Source organism: Shinella sp. GW821-FHT11G07, assembly GCF_058808115.1.
In genome coordinates this window covers 246,269-262,841 of record NZ_JBXARJ010000003.1, presented here as the reverse complement: position 1 = coordinate 262,841, position 16,573 = coordinate 246,269, and the positions used below count along the sequence as shown (strand labels likewise).

At 63.0% G+C, this 16,573-nt stretch carries 19 protein-coding genes; 14 read left to right on the top strand and 5 right to left on the bottom strand.

Annotated elements, in window-relative coordinates:
* The first annotated feature begins 6 nt into the window (after positions 1-6).
* From ctaD to rnhA, 11 genes are all read left to right on the top strand, one after another.
* Positions 7-1,674: a cytochrome c oxidase subunit I gene (gene ctaD / locus AC1RT2_RS07710; protein ID WP_069059561.1), complete on the top strand. Its 1,668-nt coding sequence runs from the start codon at positions 7-9 to the stop codon at positions 1,672-1,674.
* A 66-nt stretch (positions 1,675-1,740) separates the two neighbouring features.
* Positions 1,741-2,682, top strand: a complete 942-nt coding sequence (locus tag AC1RT2_RS07705) for a heme o synthase (protein ID WP_493100827.1) — start codon at positions 1,741-1,743, stop codon at positions 2,680-2,682.
* A 2-nt stretch (positions 2,683-2,684) separates the two neighbouring features.
* Positions 2,685-2,825 (top strand): cytochrome c oxidase system small membrane protein, encoded by a 141-nt coding sequence (locus AC1RT2_RS07700; RefSeq protein WP_150129925.1) that lies wholly within the window; start codon positions 2,685-2,687, stop codon positions 2,823-2,825.
* A 2-nt stretch (positions 2,826-2,827) separates the two neighbouring features.
* Positions 2,828-3,433, top strand: coding sequence for a cytochrome c oxidase assembly protein (locus AC1RT2_RS07695; protein WP_493100825.1), 606 nt, complete (start codon positions 2,828-2,830; stop codon positions 3,431-3,433).
* Between the two features lie 58 nt (positions 3,434-3,491).
* Entirely contained in the window at positions 3,492-4,370 is an 879-nt protein-coding gene (locus AC1RT2_RS07690; protein ID WP_493100823.1) for a cytochrome c oxidase subunit 3, read from the top strand.
* A gap of 168 nt (positions 4,371-4,538) precedes the next feature.
* On the top strand, positions 4,539-4,922 hold the full coding sequence (locus AC1RT2_RS07685; RefSeq protein ID WP_069059557.1) for a DUF983 domain-containing protein: 384 nt from the start codon (positions 4,539-4,541) through the stop codon (positions 4,920-4,922).
* Positions 4,923-4,938: 16 nt separating this feature from the next.
* Entirely contained in the window at positions 4,939-5,691 is a 753-nt protein-coding gene (locus AC1RT2_RS07680) for an SURF1 family protein (protein ID WP_493101264.1), read from the top strand.
* A gap of 40 nt (positions 5,692-5,731) precedes the next feature.
* Positions 5,732-6,097 carry a DUF1304 domain-containing protein gene (locus tag AC1RT2_RS07675; protein WP_493100821.1) on the top strand — a complete coding sequence of 122 codons (366 nt, stop codon included), beginning with the start codon at positions 5,732-5,734 and terminating at the stop codon, positions 6,095-6,097.
* Positions 6,098-6,100: 3 nt separating this feature from the next.
* Positions 6,101-7,108 (top strand): 4-hydroxy-3-methylbut-2-enyl diphosphate reductase, encoded by a 1,008-nt coding sequence (gene ispH, locus AC1RT2_RS07670; RefSeq protein WP_444798890.1) that lies wholly within the window; start codon positions 6,101-6,103, stop codon positions 7,106-7,108.
* A gap of 63 nt (positions 7,109-7,171) precedes the next feature.
* The gene (locus AC1RT2_RS07665) at positions 7,172-8,137 is read left to right on the top strand and encodes a homoserine kinase (RefSeq protein WP_493100819.1); all 966 of its coding nucleotides are present in this window, start codon (positions 7,172-7,174) and stop codon (positions 8,135-8,137) included.
* Positions 8,134-8,574 carry a ribonuclease HI gene (gene rnhA, locus AC1RT2_RS07660; RefSeq protein WP_069059553.1) on the top strand — a complete coding sequence of 147 codons (441 nt, stop codon included), beginning with the start codon at positions 8,134-8,136 and terminating at the stop codon, positions 8,572-8,574. Before AC1RT2_RS07665 ends, rnhA begins: the two co-directional genes overlap by 4 nt.
* A 34-nt stretch (positions 8,575-8,608) precedes the next feature.
* On the opposite strand, the gene AC1RT2_RS07655 is transcribed toward rnhA, so the two are convergent.
* Both AC1RT2_RS07655 and AC1RT2_RS07650 read right to left on the bottom strand, forming a co-directional pair.
* On the bottom strand, positions 8,609-9,094 hold the full coding sequence (locus AC1RT2_RS07655; RefSeq protein WP_069059552.1) for a peroxiredoxin: 486 nt from the start codon (positions 9,092-9,094) through the stop codon (positions 8,609-8,611).
* A 72-nt stretch (positions 9,095-9,166) separates the two neighbouring features.
* The gene (locus tag AC1RT2_RS07650) at positions 9,167-9,952 is read right to left on the bottom strand and encodes a protein-disulfide reductase DsbD domain-containing protein (RefSeq protein WP_493100816.1); all 786 of its coding nucleotides are present in this window, start codon (positions 9,950-9,952) and stop codon (positions 9,167-9,169) included.
* Between the two features lie 173 nt (positions 9,953-10,125).
* Here AC1RT2_RS07650 and AC1RT2_RS07645 point away from each other — a divergent pair, with 173 nt between their 5' ends.
* From AC1RT2_RS07645 to AC1RT2_RS07635, 3 genes are all read left to right on the top strand, one after another.
* Entirely contained in the window at positions 10,126-10,731 is a 606-nt protein-coding gene (locus AC1RT2_RS07645; RefSeq protein ID WP_069059550.1) for a YqgE/AlgH family protein, read from the top strand.
* A gap of 92 nt (positions 10,732-10,823) precedes the next feature.
* Positions 10,824-11,015, top strand: a complete 192-nt coding sequence (locus AC1RT2_RS07640; RefSeq protein ID WP_069059549.1) for a CsbD family protein — start codon at positions 10,824-10,826, stop codon at positions 11,013-11,015.
* A 115-nt stretch (positions 11,016-11,130) separates the two neighbouring features.
* A complete protein-coding gene (locus AC1RT2_RS07635) occupies positions 11,131-12,198 on the top strand; it encodes a zinc-binding metallopeptidase family protein (RefSeq protein WP_493100814.1) in 1,068 nt (355 codons plus the stop codon).
* Positions 12,199-12,211: 13 nt separating this feature from the next.
* Here the strand turns inward: AC1RT2_RS07635 and AC1RT2_RS07630 are convergent, their stop codons facing one another.
* From AC1RT2_RS07630 to AC1RT2_RS07620, 3 genes are all read right to left on the bottom strand, one after another.
* A complete protein-coding gene (locus AC1RT2_RS07630; protein ID WP_493100812.1) occupies positions 12,212-12,613 on the bottom strand; it encodes a VOC family protein in 402 nt (133 codons plus the stop codon).
* A gap of 66 nt (positions 12,614-12,679) precedes the next feature.
* Positions 12,680-15,538: an EAL domain-containing protein gene (locus AC1RT2_RS07625; RefSeq protein ID WP_286157214.1), complete on the bottom strand. Its 2,859-nt coding sequence runs from the start codon at positions 15,536-15,538 to the stop codon at positions 12,680-12,682.
* A 162-nt stretch (positions 15,539-15,700) separates the two neighbouring features.
* Positions 15,701-16,294 (bottom strand): GNAT family N-acetyltransferase, encoded by a 594-nt coding sequence (locus AC1RT2_RS07620; protein WP_069059545.1) that lies wholly within the window; start codon positions 16,292-16,294, stop codon positions 15,701-15,703.
* Positions 16,295-16,573 lie beyond the last annotated feature (279 nt).

Genomic DNA, 16,573 nt, shown 5'->3' with positions numbered 1-16,573 from the left:
TGATCCATGGCCGGAACATCCGCTGCCCACGGCGATCACCACGATCACCACGAACACAAGCCGCTCACCTTCTTTCAGCGTTGGTTCCTCTCGACCAACCACAAGGATATCGGCACCCTCTACCTGATCTTCGCGATCTGTGCGGGCATCATCGGCGGCACGCTGTCGGTGGTGATGCGCATGGAACTGCAGGAGCCGGGCATCCAGATCTTCCACGGCCTGGCCTCGATGGTCTACGGCTTCGAAGGTGACGCTGCCATCGACGGCGGCAAGCACATGTTCAACGTCTTCACGACGGCACATGCGCTTATCATGATCTTCTTCATGGTCATGCCGGCCCTCATCGGCGGCTTCGCCAACTGGATGGTGCCGATCATGATCGGCGCGCCGGACATGGCGTTCCCGCGCATGAACAACATCTCGTTCTGGCTGATCATCCCGGCCTTCCTGCTCGTCCTGCTGTCGATGTTCGTCGAAGGTCCGGCGGGTGGTTATGGCGCAGGCGGCGGCTGGACGATCTATCCACCATTCTCCACTGCGGGCCAGCCCGGTCCTGCCATGGACTTCGTGATCCTCGGCCTGCACATTGCCGGCGCGTCCTCGATCCTCGGTGCGATCAACTTCATCACCACGATCCTGAACATGCGCGCTCCGGGCATGACGCTGCACAAGATGCCGCTCTTCGCCTGGTCGGTTCTGATCACCGCCTTCCTGCTTCTGCTCTCGCTGCCGGTTCTGGCAGGCGGCATCACCATGCTGCTCACCGACCGCAACTTCGGCACGGCCTTCTTCGCGCCGGAAAACGGTGGTGACCCGATCCTCTTCCAGCACCTGTTCTGGTTCTTCGGTCACCCGGAAGTGTACATCCTGATCCTGCCCGGCTTCGGCATCGTCAGCCACATCGTGTCGACCTTCTCGAAGAAGCCGATCTTCGGTTATCTCGGCATGGCCTACGCCATGGTCGCCATCGGCGCCGTCGGCTTCATCGTGTGGGCGCACCACATGTACACGGTCGGCATGTCGCTCGACACGCAGCGCTACTTCGTCTTCGCCACGATGGTCATCGCGGTTCCGACGGGCATCAAGATCTTCTCGTGGATCGCGACGATGTGGGGTGGTTCGATCCGCTTCACGACGCCGATGGTCTGGGCGATCGGCTTCATCTTCCTGTTCACCGTCGGCGGCGTCACGGGCGTTCAGCTCGCAAACGCCGGCCTCGACCGTGCCCTGCACGACACCTACTACGTGGTTGCCCACTTCCACTACGTTCTGTCGCTCGGCGCCGTCTTCGCCATCTTCGCAGCCTGGTACTACTGGTTCCCGAAGATGACCGGCTACATGTACTCGGAATTCCTCGGCAAGCTGCACTTCTGGGTGATGTTCGTGGGCGTGAACCTCGTGTTCTTCCCGCAGCACTTCCTCGGCCTCGCCGGCATGCCGCGCCGCTACATCGACTATCCGGATGCATTCGCCGGCTGGAACGCGGTTTCGTCCTACGGTTCGTACATCTCGGCCTTCGGCGTCCTGATCTTCCTCTTCTGCGTCTTCGAAGCCTTCGCCAAGAAGCGCGTCGCTGGCGACAACCCGTGGGGTGAAGGTGCAAACACGCTGGAATGGCAGCTGTCTTCGCCGCCGCCGTTCCACCAGTGGGAACAGCTCCCGAAGATCAAGTAAGATCTTTCAACACTTGGGCCGCCGGCAACGGCGGCCCTGTCACTACCAAGAGACGACGGAAAGAACATGGCGGTCATCGAGCATCACGATACAGCAGCGGGCAGCGGCGAGGTCTATCTCTCCGAAGCATCGCCGCGTGACTTCTTCGAACTGCTGAAGCCGCGCGTCATGTCGCTCGTCGTCTTCACGGCCTTTGCCGGCCTTGTCGTCGCGCCGGGCACGATCAATCCGTTCATCGGTGCCATAGCGATCCTCTGTATCGCCGTGGGCGCCGGTGCATCCGGTGCCCTCAACATGTGGTACGACGCGGATATCGATGCGATCATGACCCGCACGGCCACCCGTCCCATTCCCTCCGGCCGCATCCGCCCGGAAGAAGCGCTCGCCTTCGGCCTGACGCTCTCCGCGTTTTCGGTCGCGATCCTCGGTCTTGCCGTCAACTGGCTTGCCGCCGGCCTGCTCGCCTTCACCATTTTCTTCTACGCCGTCGTCTATACGATGTGGCTGAAGCGCTCGACGCCGCAGAATATCGTCATCGGCGGTGCTGCCGGCGCCTTCCCGCCGATGATCGGCTGGGCCTGTGTCACCGGCGGCGTCTCGATCGAGAGCACCGTCCTCTTCCTCATCACCTTCCTCTGGACGCCGGCGCATTTCTGGGCGCTCGCGCTCTTCAAGATGCGCGACTACGAGGCCGTCGGCGTGCCGATGCTGCCGAACGTCTCGGGCGAGTGGACGACGAAGGTGCAGATCCTGATCTATGCCGTCCTGACCGCCGTTATCGCCGTCGTGCCGACCTTCCTCGGCTTTGCGAGCCTCGGCTACGGTCTCTTTGCCGCAGCGCTTGGCCTTGGCTTCGTGTGGTATTCTATCGGCGTGTTGCGCATGCCGGAAGGCGACCGCGCGATGGTGCCGGCCAAGAAACTGTTCGCCTTCTCCATCGTCTATCTGTTTGCGGTCTTCTCCGGCCTGATGGTCGATCACCTGATCGCGTCATTCGGATGGGTATAGTCATGGAAACGGTAAATCTCACGGAACGCCAGAAGAAGTCTCGCCGCGGCCGCAACATTGCGCTCGGCGTGGTGCTGCTGGGCCTCGTCGTGCTGTTCTACATTGTCACGCTGGTGAAGTTCGCCGGCGGAATGGTGGGCTGAACATGAGCGAGACGAAAAAGACTGAAAAGACGAGAATGGGCAACGGCGCGGTCGTCGCGATGTGCTGTTCCTTCGTCATCGGCATGGGTGCCATGGCCTATGCCGCCGTGCCGCTCTACGAAATGTTCTGCAAGGTGACGGGTTACGGCGGCACGACGCAGCGTGTCGAGCAGGCGTCTGATGTCATCCTCGACAAGAAGATCAAGGTGCGTTTCGACGCCAATGTCGGCCCGGGCCTTGCCTGGACTTTCGAGCCGGTGCAGCGCGAAGTCGAGATGAAGATCGGCGAGACCGTTCAGATCATGTACAAGGCCCGAAATATGGCCTCGAAGGCAACGACCGGCCAGGCGACGTTTAACGTCACGCCGCAGGCCGCCGGCGCCTATTTCAACAAGGTCCAGTGCTTCTGCTTCACCGAGACGACGCTGAAGCCGGGCGAGGAACTGATCATGCCCGTCGTCTTCTTTGTCGATCCGGAGATCGTCAAGCCGGTCGAGACCAAGGGCATCCACACGATCACGCTGTCCTATACCTTCTATCCGCATGAGGCGTCGAAGCCGGTGGTTTCGGCTGTGGACGTGAAGACGGACAACGCGAACAAGCTTTGAAATACATACGTTTCCGGCTATGCCGGGAGCCGAACGCGATATATTCGGGGATAAGCAAATGGCCGATGCGCATCAGAAGAAACACGACTACCACATCATCGACCCCAGCCCGTGGCCGCTTCTTGCCTCCATCGGCGCCTTTGTCATGGCGCTCGGCGGCATCGGCTACATGCGCTACATTTCCGGCGGCGCGTTCCACCTGTTCGGTGCCAACCTCGCCAATCCGTGGATCTTCTACATCGGTCTCCTGATCGTGCTCTACACCATGTATGCCTGGTGGGCGGACACGGTGAAGGAAGCGCATGAGGGCCACCACACCCGCGTCGTCGCGCTGCACCTGCGCTACGGCATGATCATGTTCATTGCCTCCGAAGTGATGTTCTTCGTCGCCTGGTTCTGGGCCTTCTTCGACGCCAGCCTGTTCCCCGGCGAAGCCATCCAGGCTGCGCGCGTCGAGCATACCGGCGGCGTCTGGCCGCCGCAGGGCATCGAGGTCCTCGATCCCTGGCACCTGCCGCTCTACAACACCGTCATCCTGCTGCTTTCGGGCACCTGCGTGACCTGGGCGCACCACGCGCTGCTGCACAATGACCGCAAGGGCCTCATCAATGGTCTGGCGCTGACGGTCGTTCTCGGCGTGCTGTTCTCCTTCGTTCAGGCCTACGAATACGCCCATGCACCGTTCGCCTTCAAGGATTCGATCTACGGCGCGACCTTCTTCATGGCGACCGGCTTCCACGGCTTCCACGTCCTGGTCGGCACGATCTTCCTGATCGTCTGCCTCGTCCGCGCCATGCGCGGCGACTTCACCCCGAAGCAGCATTTCGGTTTCGAGGCCGCCGCCTGGTACTGGCACTTCGTTGACGTCGTCTGGCTCTTCCTCTTCTTCTCCATCTACATCTGGGGTGGCTGGGGCGCGCCGATCGCTCATATGTGATCAGCCGATACGAGACTTCCGAACGGCCGCAGCGATGCGGCCGTTTGCTTTTGGGGCACTGCCCGGCCGCTTTGTCGCAGCTTTTCGGTTGGACGCGGCGTCACGCGGGCGCTACCTATCGGGAATGCGGCCGTCAGGCCGGAAGACCTGTTTGATTGGACTTGCATCATGGACGAGGACAAGGCGCTCTTTCCGCCCGTCGACCCCTTCAGCGCCGGCGCGCGCGGCTGTTGCCCGCGCTGCGGCCAGGGCAAGCTGTTCGACGGCCTGCTGAAGGTGCGGCCGGCCTGCACGAATTGCGGGCTCGACTATTCCTTCGCCGATTCCGGTGACGGCCCGGTCGTCTTCGTGCTGCTGATTGTTGGTTTCATCGTCGTCGGTGCAGCACTGTGGGCGGAGGTGAATTACGGCCTGCCGATGTGGCTGCATTTCATCCTGTGGGTTCCGCTGGCGATCGGCCTCGGCCTGTGGCTGACACGCATCCTCAAGGGCCTGCTGATCACCCTGCAATACAAGAACAATGCCCGGCCGGGCGAGATCGACCGTGGCTGAGGTGCCGGCAGCTCATATGCCGCGCAAGGGCAGGGGTGGAGGCAGGGGCAAGGCGATCCTGGCCGGCATCGCCTTCCTCATCGCGCTGGCCATTCTGCTGTCGCTCGGCACCTGGCAGCTCCAGCGCCTGCACTGGAAGGAACAGCTCCTCGCCGACATGGCCGAGCGCCGCGTCGCGGCCCCGGCGGCGCTTGCCGATATCGAGGCGATGGCGGCGAAGGGCGAGGACATCGAATACCGCCCGGTCACCGCGACGGGCGTCTTCGCCAACAACCGGGAACGCCACTTCTTCGCCACCTGGCGCGGCCAGACCGGCTATTACGTCTATACGCCGCTCCAGCTTGCCGACGGCCGCTTCCTCTTCGTCAACAGGGGTTTCGTGCCCTTCGAGGCGAAGGAGCCGGAGATGCGTAAGCAGGGCCAGTTGACCGGCGAGCAGACCGTGACCGGTCTCGCCCGCGCCCGCCTTGCCGAAAAGCCGTCCTCCATCGTGCCGGACAACGACCTTTCCAAGAACATCTTCTACTGGAAGGACCTCGGCGTCATGGCGTCGAGCGTCGATATCCCGGCCGACAAGCTGGTGCCGTTCTTCGTCGATGCCGGCGATGCGCTGAACCCCAAGGGCCTGCCGATCGGCGCCGTCACCCAGTTCGACCTGCCGAACAACCATCTGCAGTATGCCGTCACCTGGTACGGCCTTGCCGCAGCGCTCGTAGGCGTCGCGCTCTACGCGCTCTTCCGGCGAAAAGACGATCGCCCGACGTCCTGAAATGTCTTAGAAAAGGCGAGGGGACAAAAGGGGCAAAGACATGCAGACACTCGCGACCATACTCGTGGCGATCATCGCCCTCGAACACGTCTACATCCTCGTCCTCGAGATGTTCCTCTGGACGACGCCCAAGGGCCTCAAGGCCTTCGGGATGACGCCAGCGCAGGCGGAGGCCACAAAGGTACTCGCCGCCAACCAGGGCCTCTATAACGGCTTCCTCGCCGCCGGCCTGTTCTGGTCGCTCGTCCACCCCGATCCGGCCTTCGCCTACCAGATCAAATTGTTTTTCCTTGGCGCGGTCGTGGTCGCCGGCCTATATGGGGGCGCAACGGTCTCGCGGAAAATTTTCGTCATTCAGGCGCTTCCCGCGGCCATCGCCCTTGTTGCTGTCCTGATTGCCGGATAACCGATGCGCATGATTGAAAACCGTTCGGACTTGACCATCAGGCTGTGTGGCCCGCGTGGCTTCTGCGCTGGCGTCGACCGCGCCATCCAGATCGTCGTGCTGGCGCTGAAGGCCTATGGCGCGCCGGTCTATGTGCGCCACGAGATCGTGCACAACCGCTATGTCGTGGAAGGCCTCGAGGCCAAGGGGGCGATCTTCGTCGAGGAGCTCGACGAGATCCCGGAAGAGCACCGCAAGCAGCCGGTCGTCTTCTCCGCCCATGGCGTGCCGAAGTCGGTTCCGGCAGATGCCGAGAGCCGCAACCTGTTCTATCTCGATGCGACCTGCCCGCTCGTCTCCAAGGTCCACAAGCAGGCGATGCGCCACCAGCGGCTCGGCCGCCACGTCGTGCTGATCGGCCATGCCGGCCATCCGGAGGTCATCGGAACGATGGGTCAGCTGCCGGATGGCTCCGTCGACCTCATCGAGACCGTCGAGGACGCTGATAAATACGTGCCGCCGGATCCGGACAATCTCGGCTTCGTCACCCAGACGACGCTCTCCGTCGATGATACGGCCGGCGTCATCAAGCGCCTGCACGAGCGTTTCCCGAATCTCACCGCACCCGCCGCCGATTCGATCTGCTACGCCACCACCAACCGGCAGGAGGCCGTCAAGCAGGCTGCGCCCGGCTGCGACCTCTTCCTCATCGTCGGTGCGCCGAACTCGTCGAATTCCAAGCGCCTCGTCGAAGTGGCGCTCAGGGCAGGGGCCACGAAATCCGTGCTGGTGCAGCGCGCCTCGGAAATCGACTGGGAGACGATCGGCGATATCAGAACCGTCGGCTTGTCGGCTGGCGCATCTGCGCCGGAAGTCATCGTCAACGAGATCATCGAGGCGTTTCGCGCCCGCTACAATGCGGTGGTGGAGCTTGCCGATACGGTCGAGGAAAACGAACACTTCCTCGTCAACCGCGAGCTGCGCAGCATTGAACTCACCTCCGCCGACATGGCCTTCGTCAATGGGGAGTGAGGCCGCGTACATGTGTTTGCCGGCCTTCGCCCCTGATTTCACCTCGCAAGCCTGAGAGCCGCCGTGGCCGTCTATACCGACATCACCGAAGACGATCTTTCCCGCTTCCTGACCGCCTATGACGCCGGCACGCTGACGTCCTACAAGGGCATTGCCGAGGGCGTGGAGAACACCAATTTCCTGCTGCACACCACGAAGGGCGCCTTCATCCTGACGCTCTACGAAAAGCGCGTCGATCGCAGCGACCTGCCGTTCTTCCTCGGCCTGATGCACCATCTGGCGGAGCGTGGCCTGTCGTGCCCGCTCCCGCTGCCACGCAATGACGGCGCGCTGCTCGGCGAACTCTCCGGCCGCCCGGCCGCGATGATTTCCTTCCTCGAAGGCATGTGGCTGCGCAAGCCCGCGGCACAACATTGCCGCGAGGTCGGCCGCGCGCTTGCCGAGATGCATCTGGCGGGAGATGGTTTCGAGATCACGCGTAAGAACGCGCTGTCCGTCGGCGGCTGGCGGCCGCTCTGGGACAAGTCGGCCGATCGCGCCGACGAGGTGGAAAAGGGCCTGCAGGACGAAATCGCCGGCGAACTGGCATTGCTTGAAGCGAACTGGCCGAAGGATCTGCCCGCCGGCATCATCCATGCGGATCTCTTCCCGGACAACGTGTTCTTCCTCGGCGACGAGCTGTCCGGCCTGATCGACTTCTACTTCGCCTGCAACGACCTGCTCGCCTACGACGTCGCCATCTGCCTCAATGCCTGGTGCTTCGAGAAGGACGGCGCGTTCAACCTCACCAAGGGCATGGCACTGCTCGCCGGCTACGAAAGCGTGCGTCCGCTCTCCGATGAAGAGGCTGCCGCGCTACCGCTCCTGGCGCGTGGCTCGGCGCTGCGCTTCTTCCTGACGCGGCTCTACGACTGGCTGATGACGCCGCCCGGCGCGCTGGTCGTGAAGAAGGACCCGCTCGAATATCTGCGCAAGCTGCGCTTCCACCGGCAGGTCGCAAACCCTGCGGAATACGGTCTTTCCCGATGAAACATGTCGATATCTACACAGACGGCGCCTGCTCGGGCAATCCGGGTCCCGGCGGCTGGGGCGCGGTGCTGCGCTACGGCGACGTCGAGAAGGAACTCTCCGGCGGCGAGGCCCAGACCACCAACAACCGCATGGAGCTTTCTGCGGCAGTCGCCGCGCTCGACGCGCTGAAATCGCCCTGCGAGGTCGATCTCTACACGGATTCGAAATACGTCATGGACGGCATTTCGAAGTGGATTTTCGGCTGGAAGAAAAACGGCTGGAAGACCGCCGACAAGAAACCCGTCAAAAACGGCGACCTCTGGCAGGCCCTCGACGCGGCACGTCTGCGCCACAAGGTCGAATGGCACTGGGTAAAAGGCCACGCCGGCCACCCGGAAAACGAACGCGCCGACGAACTCGCCCGCACGGGCATGGCGCCGTTCAAGCGGGGGTGACGGAGGGCGCTGCCGCCCCCCGCCAAAAGCTGGCTCAAAGCTGCTCGATCATCGCCGCAGCGCCTGAGACAGTCGCCTGGCCGGGGCTTTCCTCGACGTTCAGGCTCTTCACCACGCCGTCTTCGACGAGCATGGAATAGCGCTTGGAGCGAACGCCCAGCGTGCCGGCGGAGAGGTCGACATCCATGCCGAGCGCCTTGGTGAAGGCGGCGTCCCAGTCGGCGAGAAAGCGCAGCTTGCCGGCGCCGCCGGTCGAGTTGGCCCAGGCGCCCATGACATGGTGGTCGTTGACGGCGACGACGGCGATGTCGTCGACGCCCTTGGCGAGGATGGCGTCACGGTTTTCGAGATAACCGGGCAGGTGGTTCAGCGAGCAGGTCGGCGTGAAGGCGCCCGGCACGGCGAAGAGCACGACGCGCTTGCCCTTGAACAGGTCTTCGGTCGAGATTTCAGCGGGACCGTCCGGCGTGCGCTCCTTGAGCTTGAGGGCGGGCAGCTTGTCTCCAACGGCAATGGTCACGAGGCGTCTCCTGTCAGATCGTTCGTCATGGCGGGCGGCCGGTAGGCCGTGCGACGGGACTATAGGCGACAGTCATTCGATGGCAAGCGGGCTTTCCATCGTCTTGTCGCCGGCGCGCAGGGTCAGCTGGATCGGGTTCTTCGCGAGGTCGAAGACTTTCGGCCTGTGCAGCACCGGTATGTCCGAAACAAGCGCGTCGCCATCGCGGCGGACCGGGCCGGCGGCGCCGAATTCGAAAGGCGCGCCGGACAGGAAGACATCCGGCATCGGTCCGTTCGACGGCGCCTCGAAGCGCACCGTCACCATCTTGTTGTCCGCCGACCATTGGCCGGAAAGGGGCCGGAAGCCATCTTCCGCGCCGCCGGGAAGTGTCGCTTCGGCACCGGCGATCGCGGTCTCCTCGAGCGGATTGGCAAAACTCTCCGCGCTGGCATCGGCCGTCAGTTCGGCCTGCACGGGAATACAGATTTCCTTGCACACACCGAGGAAGACCGTCGCCTTGATCGCCCCGTCCGCCTTGTCCAGCTTCATCGGCAGGCGAACCGGTTTGTCATAGCCGATGTAGTGGTTCTCGACGTCTCCCAGCCGTTTCGGTGCGGGAAAGCCGACCGAGACGAGATTCGCTCCCGTCACGACAATCGATGGTGGAATGCCGCTGCCGCCCGGATCGCGCCAATAGGTCTTCCAGCCGTCGTGCAGGCGAATGTCGAGCATTGCGCGCACCGTGCCGTCCGTCGCTGCCGGCAGCGTGACGAGGCGCACGTCGCCGCCCGGCGTCTCGACCCAGGCAGAGGTCGCAGCCATTGCGGCGGAAGGCAGGAAAAGCAGGGCGAGGGCAGCGGTTTGCAGGCGTTTCATGCATCCACATCTAGCGCCGGACCCCGCCGCTTTCCAGCAGCAAACGCTCGCGCGTCAATCATAAAAGCTTGATCGTGCATCTCGCCCCCTGTCGTTCTTCTCGGGGGCCGGTCTTCCGCATGGGCGAAAAGAACGCTTTTCATTTGCCGGCGCTTTGATAGGCTATCGGCATTATGGCTATGTCGGTTCTGAAAAACAGACGAGAACGCGGCTTCCTTGACGGTCAGTTCCTGATCGCCATGCCGGGCATGGCCGACGCAAATTTCGCCCGCACGGTCATCTATATCTGCGCCCATTCGGATGATGGCGCGATGGGTTTCATCATCAACCGGCCGCAGCAATTGAACTTCTCCGACGTGCTGCTGCATCTCGATATCGTCGAAGAAGACGAAGTCATCCGCCTGCCTGGCACGACACGCGACTTCCCGATCCGCGCCGGCGGACCGGTCGAGAGCGGTCGCGGCTTCGTGCTGCATTCGGACGACTACATGTCGGAATCGAGCATTCCGGTCAGTGACGACATCTGCCTGACGGCGACGCTCGATATCGTGCGCGCCATTTCGCGTGGACGCGGGCCGCAGCGCGGCCTGATGATGCTCGGTTATGCCGGCTGGGGCGCTGGGCAGATCGAAAACGAGATCGGTGCCAATGGCTGGCTGTCCTGCCCGGCGCAGGAAGAGATGATCTTCGACAAGAACCTCGACAGCAAATACGAGCGCGCGCTCGGCCTCATGGGCATCAAGCCCGCCATGCTGTCGGCCGAAGCCGGTCACGCCTGATCCCCGCTGCCGGGATTTCCCTGGAACTTGTTGGCGCCTGCGTCGTTGTCCTGCCGCGTGGAAAACACGCCTCGAACAACAGGAGTACGACGGTGGGTAGCACGAGCGACAAGATCAAGGGCACGGCAAACGAACTCGCTGGCAAGGCCAAGCAGGCCGCCGGCAAGGCGACAGACAATCCGAAGCTGCGCGCCGAGGGCGCTGGTCAGGAAGCCAAGGGCAAGACCCAGAAGGCTGTCGGCAAGGCCAAGGATGCCGTCAAGGGCGCGGTTGATCGCCTCTGATCGACATGGGGATGACACGTCGGTGTCATTCAGCATTCGCGACTGAAGAATACCCGTATCGCCATTGGTCGATGCGGGTATTTTGCAAGAGGCCATACCGCAATTTGGGAACGTCATGAAACTATTTACCTGCACGACCTGCGGCCAGACCATCCATTTCGACAACCGCGTCTGCGTGCGCTGCGGCTCCTCCCTCGGCTTCCTCGCCGAGGACGTGACGCTGCATGCACTGGTGCCGGAGGGCGACGGTTTCTGGAAGATTGCGCCGGGCGAGGGCGTCTATCGGTTCTGCGTGAATGCTGCGCACGATGTCTGCAACTGGCTGCTGCCGGCCGACAGTTCCCACGCCTTCTGCCAGGCCTGCCGGCATAACCGCATCGTGCCGACCACGGACCCGAAGGGGTTGGAGCGCTGGCGGCGCATCGGCGGGGCACAGCAGCATCTGTTCTATTCCATTCTGCGCTGGGGGCTGCCGCACCCGACGCGCGAGGAGGATCCGAACGGCGGTCTGGTCTTCGATTTCCTTGCGGACGAAGTGGACTTGAACGGCAACGTCGTCAACGCCGCGATGACCGGCCACGAGGACGGCCTCATCAGCCTGCGCGCGGCGGAGGCCGACGACGAGGTGCGCGAAAGCGTTCGCGTCTCCATGGGCGAGCCATACCGTTCGCTGCTTGGCCATTTCCGCCACGAGATCGGGCATTTCTACTGGGCGCTGCTGGTTCGAGACAATGCGACGCTGGAGGAGGCGCGCCGCCTCTTCGGTGACGAGCGCGAGGACTACGCGGCCGCCCTGCAACGCAACTACGAGCAGGGGCCGCCTGCCGACTGGTCATCGAATTTCATCAGCACCTATGCAAGCGCGCATCCGGCAGAGGACTTCGCCGAGTGCTGGGCGCATTTCTTCCACATCGCCGATACGCTGGAAACCGCGCGTGCCTTCGGCCTCAACACCGACCCCAGAGGCCACGAGGAGCTGGAAGCCGAAGTCAACTTCGATCCCTATCGCGCGCCGAATGCCGGCCGCCTCGTCGAAGCCTGGATCCCGCTCAGCGTCGCCCTCAACGCCATCCAGCGTTCCATGGGACAGCCGGACAGCTATCCGTTCGTGCTGCCGCCGCCGGTCGTGGAGAAGCTGGATTTTATCAACCGGCTGGTGCGGACGGCGGGTGGTAGAAACTAGCCGACGGCGAAAATCAGGACTGTTGCGAATTGTCAGGATATCCGAGATCTTGCGGCTCTCCAATCTCGACCGCGTGCCCGTCCGGATCGTAGAACCGGAACACGCGTTGCCCCCATGCCTGACGCTCGATGGGGTGTATCAGCTCCACATAGGGCGCGATGGCCTCGAAGGCCGCGTCGACATCGTCGTGCTCGAAATACAACAACAGATTTCTTCGACCGTAGGGCTCTTCCGTCGCAAACTCTTTTCGCCAGACAGTTTGTTCGAGGGACCGTCCTTCATGGATGGCAAAGCCGGTCTCAAAGAGGACGAAGTTCCCAAAATCTTCCCGTACCTTTAGGCCGAGCCTCTTTTGGTAAAATTCCTTGGAACGGCTGATGTCGCGCACGAAAGGGATTGGGTTGATAAACTGCATCGCATTCGTCCCGCGGTGTTCTGGTCTCCCGACGACGCGCAGGGTGCACGCAAAGCGGCCGCGCCGTTACGCCCGCTTCATCAGTGGAAAGCGCTCTTTCAGCAGCCGCAGGACCGAGTCGTAGCCGATCGGCGGGCCGAACAGATAGCTCTGGCCGAACTCGCAGCCCATATTGCCGAGTTCGATCGCGTCCTCTTCCGACTCGATGCCTTCGGCAACAACCTGCATCTCCAGCTCGCGCGCCATGGAAATGACGGACCGCAGCAGCACGGAGCGCTTGTCGGAACCGTCGCGCACCAGCGCCTTGTCGATCTTGATCGTGTCGAAGGGGAAGCGGGTGAGATAGGAAAGCGAGGAGTGGCCCGTGCCGAAATCGTCGAGCGCCAGGCCAAGGCCGACATCCTTCAGCTTGGTGAGGATCAGGCGGGCCTGTTCCGCATTCTCCATCACGACGGATTCGGTGAGTTCCAGCTTGATCTTCTGCGGTTCGCAGCGCGTCTTGGCGAGCACGGCGCGCACGTCGTTATAAAGTTCGTTGTTGAGCAGCTGCGCACTCGACACATTGACCGACACGAAGACCGGCAGGTCACCGGTCTGGAGCTGCCAGTCCATCAGGTCGCTTGCCGCCTTGTCGATGGCGAACAGGCCGAGCTGGCCGATCAGGTCGGACGATTCCGCGATCGGAATGAATTCGGTCGGCGAAATGTTGCCGCGCTTGGGATGATCCCAGCGCATCAGCGCCTCGAAACCGGCAATCTCGGCATCCGACAGACGCACGATCGGCTGGTAGACGAGGGAGAGTTCCTTGCGCTCGATGGCGCGGCGAAGGTCCGTCTCGATCTGCAGCCGGTCGGCACCGAAGGTGCGGAAGGCCGGGCGGAAGGGTTCCACGCGGTTGCCGCCAGCCTTCTTCGCCCGGTACATGGCAAGCTCGGCATCGTTCAGCAGGCCTTGCGCGTCCTCCTGCTGGTCGACCCAGGAGACGAGGCCGATCGACGCCGTCAGGATGATCTCGCGGCCGCCGAAATTGATCGGCACCATGATCGCCTTGCTGACTGCATCGGCAAAATCCGCAACCTTGGCCGGGTCGCGCTCGGACATCAGGATCAGGCCGAACTGGTCGCCGGCGAGCCGCGCCAGCGTATCCTGCGGCTTGAGCAGGCGACGCAGGCGGCGGGTCAGCGCGATCAGGATATTGTCTCCGGCGGCAATGCCGAGTGCGTCGTTGACCTGCTTGTAGCGGTCGATATCGATGGTCAGCACCGTCGGCCGTACGGCTTCGGAGCTTGCGGTCAATGCCAGGACCGCCTGCAGGCGATCGAGGAAGACCTGGCGGTTCGGCAGGCCGGTCAGATTGTCGTGCAGCGCGTCCTGCAGCAGGCGGTCGACGGAGTTGCGCTGCTCGGTGATGTCGATGATGGTGCCGACGCAGCGGATGATCTCGCCATTGGCGCCGAGCACCGGCCGGGCGCGGATCGACAGCCAATGATAATGGCCATCCTCGGCGCGAACGCGGAACTGATGGTTGAGCCGGCCCTTGCGGTGTTCGAGCAGCACGTCGAGCGTCGCGCGGAACCGGTCGCGGTCGTCCGGGTGCAGGCGCGGCAGCCAGTTGCGCGCCGGCCCATGCATGACGCCGGGGGCGAGGCCGAGCTGGATGGAAATGTCGGGAATGGTGACGACGCGGTCGCGCGCCACGTCCCAGTCCCACACCGTATCGCCGGAACCCGTCAGCGCCAGCGACTGGCGTTCGAGATCGGAGAACAGGCCCTGGCTATAGGCGCCGCCGGCAAAGGCATGCTGCATCACCGTAAAGCCGATGAGGAGCACGATGAGCACGAGGCCGCCGCCAAGTGCCGGCTGGATGATGTCGTTGTTGAGCTGGCCCGTCACCGTCAGCCAGGCGCCGAACAGCCAGACGAGGATCAACGCCCAGGCGGGCACCAGGAGGATGGCTCGGTCATAGCGGTTGAAGCCGAGATAGGCGATCAGCACGATGCCCACCGTGCCGGTCAGCGCGAAGGAGAGACGCGCAATGCCGGATGCGATCGGCGGATCGTAGATCGCGACGCCGAACAGCAGGCCAAGGCCGAGGATCCAGGCGAGCGTCGCATAGGACAGATGCGCGTGCCAGCGGTTAAGGTTGAGATAGGTGAACAGGAAGACGACAAGGCCGGCAGCGAGGAACACCTCCGTGCCCGCGCGCCATATGCGCTCGTCGCCTGCCGTGATGCTGATGAGCTTCGACAGGAAGCCGAAATCGACGCAGATATAGCCGAGCACCGCCCAGGCAAGCGCCGCCGTCGCCGGCAGCATGGAGGTGCCCTTCACCACGAACAGGATGGTGAGGAACACGGCAAGCAGGCCGGCAATGCCGAGCACGATGCCGCGATAGAGCGTGAAGGCGTTGACCGTGTCCTTGTAGGCATCGGGCTGCCAGAGGTAGATCTGCGGCAGGTCGGGCGTGGCAAGCTCGGCGACGAAGGTGACGACGGAACCGGGGTCGAGCGTGATGCGGAAGACGTCGGCTTCTTCGCTCGGCTGCCGGTCGAGCGCAAAGCCCTGGCTCGGCGTGATCGAGATGATGCGCTTGGCGCCAAGGTCCGGCCAGAAGATCTTCGACTGCACGAGACGGAAATGCGGCGCGACGATCAGGCGGTCGATCTGCTCCTCGGAGACGTTGGCGAGCGCAAAGACGGCCCAGTCGCCCTGATGATCCTCGGAGGTGGCGCGCACCTCGATGCGCCGCACGATGCCGTCCGTGCCCGGCGCTGTGGACACCTGGAAGGCTTCGCCCCGGCCGGTATAGATCTCGGTGGTGGCGGTAAGGTCGAGTGCGGTGTCGTCACGCGAGATTTTCACCGGCTCGACCGCAAGCGCGCGCGCTACCGGCATGCCGGCGAAGAGCATCGTTGCGAGGAGCATGAGGGCGAGCAAGCGGCTGGCACGCAGCGTTTGCAGCACGAATGAAGACGTCATTGAAAGCGCATTGTCCTTAGGTACTGCCCAGTCCTGTCGCGCCGTGTGCTCCAGCTTTGTTTACGCAATTCCGGATGCAAACCGCACAAGCGCTTTTGCTGGAACTGCTCACGGCCGCCTGTCGGCTGCCAGAAGCGAAAACATCACGTGGTCGCGCCACTCCCCGTTTATCTTCAGATACTCCCGAAGGTAGCCTTCCTGCTGAAAGCCGGCCTTTTCAAGGAGGCGGATGCTTCTTGTGTTGTCTGGAATACAGGCTGCCTCGATACGGTGCAACTGAAGGCTGGAAAAGATATAGGGGATGGCCAGTTTCAGGGCACCATACATATGGCCCTGACCGGCATGCCGCTCGCCCATCCAATAGCCGACCATGCAACATTGCGCGGCACCCCGCCTTATATAGCCGACGGTCAGCCCGCCGAGCAGGATGTTTTCCCCACGCTCGAAAATGAGGAGCGGCACGGCCTGGCCGGAGGAAAATTCCTGTTCATTCCGGACGACGCGGGCGCGAAAGGAACTCTCGGTCAGCTCATCCCCCCGCCAGGTCGGCTCCCACGGCTCAAGAAACCGCCGGCTTCCGGAGCGCAGGGCATACCATTGGCGATAGTCATTGAAACGGGGAAGGCGCAGCAGGTGGCGATCGCTCGCAAGCTCAACGGTGTCGGACTGCCGCGACAGAAACCGAAAAACCGACCGTGTCATTCAATCCTCCGCGTATGCCGGACCCTGCGGCACGCCTGATGTTCAGAGTATGACAGCGGGTGTGATGGCGTCAAATGGTGTTGCGGGATAAGGGACTGCATCTGCTTCCAGGGCGGGGCCGTGTGCAGATCCGCGCACGGTTTCAGCACGGGGAGCATGCCCTGGCAGGGCATCCGGCGCGATGCATGAACCGGCGGGGCAAAACAAAACCCGCCTTGTGGCGGGTTGTTTCATTCTGAACGGGCGCGTCCCTATCGGCGCGCCATTATCATCATGCCT

What these genes read in the sequence shown, in the direction of transcription:
- ctaD (WP_069059561.1), top strand. Translation starts at nt 7, where the DNA reads ATGGCCGGAACATCCGCTGCCCACGGCGATCACCACGATCACCACGAA.
- AC1RT2_RS07705 (WP_493100827.1), top strand. Translation starts at nt 1,741, where the DNA reads ATGGCGGTCATCGAGCATCACGATACAGCAGCGGGCAGCGGCGAGGTC.
- AC1RT2_RS07700 (WP_150129925.1), top strand. Translation starts at nt 2,685, where the DNA reads ATGGAAACGGTAAATCTCACGGAACGCCAGAAGAAGTCTCGCCGCGGC.
- AC1RT2_RS07695 (WP_493100825.1), top strand. Translation starts at nt 2,828, where the DNA reads ATGAGCGAGACGAAAAAGACTGAAAAGACGAGAATGGGCAACGGCGCG.
- AC1RT2_RS07690 (WP_493100823.1), top strand. Translation starts at nt 3,492, where the DNA reads ATGGCCGATGCGCATCAGAAGAAACACGACTACCACATCATCGACCCC.
- AC1RT2_RS07685 (WP_069059557.1), top strand. Translation starts at nt 4,539, where the DNA reads ATGGACGAGGACAAGGCGCTCTTTCCGCCCGTCGACCCCTTCAGCGCC.
- AC1RT2_RS07680 (WP_493101264.1), top strand. Translation starts at nt 4,939, where the DNA reads ATGCCGCGCAAGGGCAGGGGTGGAGGCAGGGGCAAGGCGATCCTGGCC.
- AC1RT2_RS07675 (WP_493100821.1), top strand. Translation starts at nt 5,732, where the DNA reads ATGCAGACACTCGCGACCATACTCGTGGCGATCATCGCCCTCGAACAC.
- ispH (WP_444798890.1), top strand. Translation starts at nt 6,101, where the DNA reads ATGCGCATGATTGAAAACCGTTCGGACTTGACCATCAGGCTGTGTGGC.
- rnhA (WP_069059553.1), top strand. Translation starts at nt 8,134, where the DNA reads ATGAAACATGTCGATATCTACACAGACGGCGCCTGCTCGGGCAATCCG.
- AC1RT2_RS07650 (WP_493100816.1), bottom strand. Translation starts at nt 9,952, where the DNA reads ATGAAACGCCTGCAAACCGCTGCCCTCGCCCTGCTTTTCCTGCCTTCC.
- AC1RT2_RS07645 (WP_069059550.1), top strand. Translation starts at nt 10,126, where the DNA reads ATGGCTATGTCGGTTCTGAAAAACAGACGAGAACGCGGCTTCCTTGAC.
- AC1RT2_RS07635 (WP_493100814.1), top strand. Translation starts at nt 11,131, where the DNA reads ATGAAACTATTTACCTGCACGACCTGCGGCCAGACCATCCATTTCGAC.
- AC1RT2_RS07630 (WP_493100812.1), bottom strand. Translation starts at nt 12,613, where the DNA reads ATGCAGTTTATCAACCCAATCCCTTTCGTGCGCGACATCAGCCGTTCC.
- AC1RT2_RS07625 (WP_286157214.1), bottom strand. Translation starts at nt 15,538, where the DNA reads ATGCTCCTCGCAACGATGCTCTTCGCCGGCATGCCGGTAGCGCGCGCG.
- AC1RT2_RS07620 (WP_069059545.1), bottom strand. Translation starts at nt 16,294, where the DNA reads ATGACACGGTCGGTTTTTCGGTTTCTGTCGCGGCAGTCCGACACCGTT.